This is a genomic window from Dietzia sp. SYD-A1 (genome assembly GCF_015356725.1).
Classification (GTDB): Bacteria; Actinomycetota; Actinomycetes; order Mycobacteriales; family Mycobacteriaceae; genus Dietzia.
In genome coordinates this window covers 1-875 of record NZ_JADDKI010000640.1, presented here as the reverse complement: position 1 = coordinate 875, position 875 = coordinate 1, and the positions used below count along the sequence as shown (strand labels likewise).

1 protein-coding gene is annotated in these 875 nt (G+C 72.9%); it reads right to left on the bottom strand.

What is annotated here, in order from left to right; genetic code table 11:
- Positions 1–875 (bottom strand): phosphoenolpyruvate--protein phosphotransferase (locus tag IY392_RS17995; protein WP_194861971.1); only part of this gene is annotated, 875 nt, incomplete at both ends.

The following is an 875-nucleotide window of genomic DNA, read 5'->3' as shown; positions in this document are numbered from 1 at the left end:
GTGTCGCAGTCCAGCGCCAGCTCCGCCAACTCACTGCACCTCTCGAGCGTCACCTCGCCCAGCGCGGCGCCGACGAACGGCAACGCCGCGGTGGCCACTGAGAGCGAGCTGACGCCCAGTCCCAACAGCACGCAGGCGAGCTGCGGATCCGCCGCCGCCTCGCCACACACGCCGACCGGGACGCTCCTCCCGCCCGGTGCCGTGGCCGCGGCCCGGGCCACCGACCGGATGAGACGGAGCACTGAGGGTTGCCACGGGTCGGTGAGTGCGGCCAGGCCGGAGGACATCCGGTCCGCGGCCATCACGTACTGGGTGAGATCGTTGGTCCCGATCGACAGGAAGTCCACGTAGGGCAGGAAGCGGTCCACCGCCACGGCCACGGCGGGCACCTCCACCATGATCCCGGGGGTCAGTCCGCGCGTCCGGCAGCGCTCGGCGAAGTCGCGTGCCTCGTCGACCGTGGAGATCATGGGCGCCATCACCCGCGGCGACGAGTGGGCGCCACCGACCCGCCGGCCGGCCTCCGCCAGAGCGTCGAGCTGCCGGTCGAGCAGACCCCGGTCGATCAGGTCGACCCTGATCCCGCGCACTCCGAGGGCGGGGTTGTCCTCCTCGGTCATCCCGGCGAACGCCAACGGCTTGTCCGATCCGGCGTCCAGGGTGCGGGTGACCACCTTCGCGGTGGGGAACGCCCCGAGGACGCGGGCGTACATCTCGGCCTGCTCGTCGACCGAGGGCTCGGTGGGACGATCGAGGAAGGCCAGTTCGGTGCGGAACAGTCCGATCCCCCCGGCCGGCCCCGCCGCCGCGGCCTCGGCGCCGGCGGCGTCCTGCACGTTGGCGAACAGGCTCACCTCGTGGCCGTCGGCCAGGAC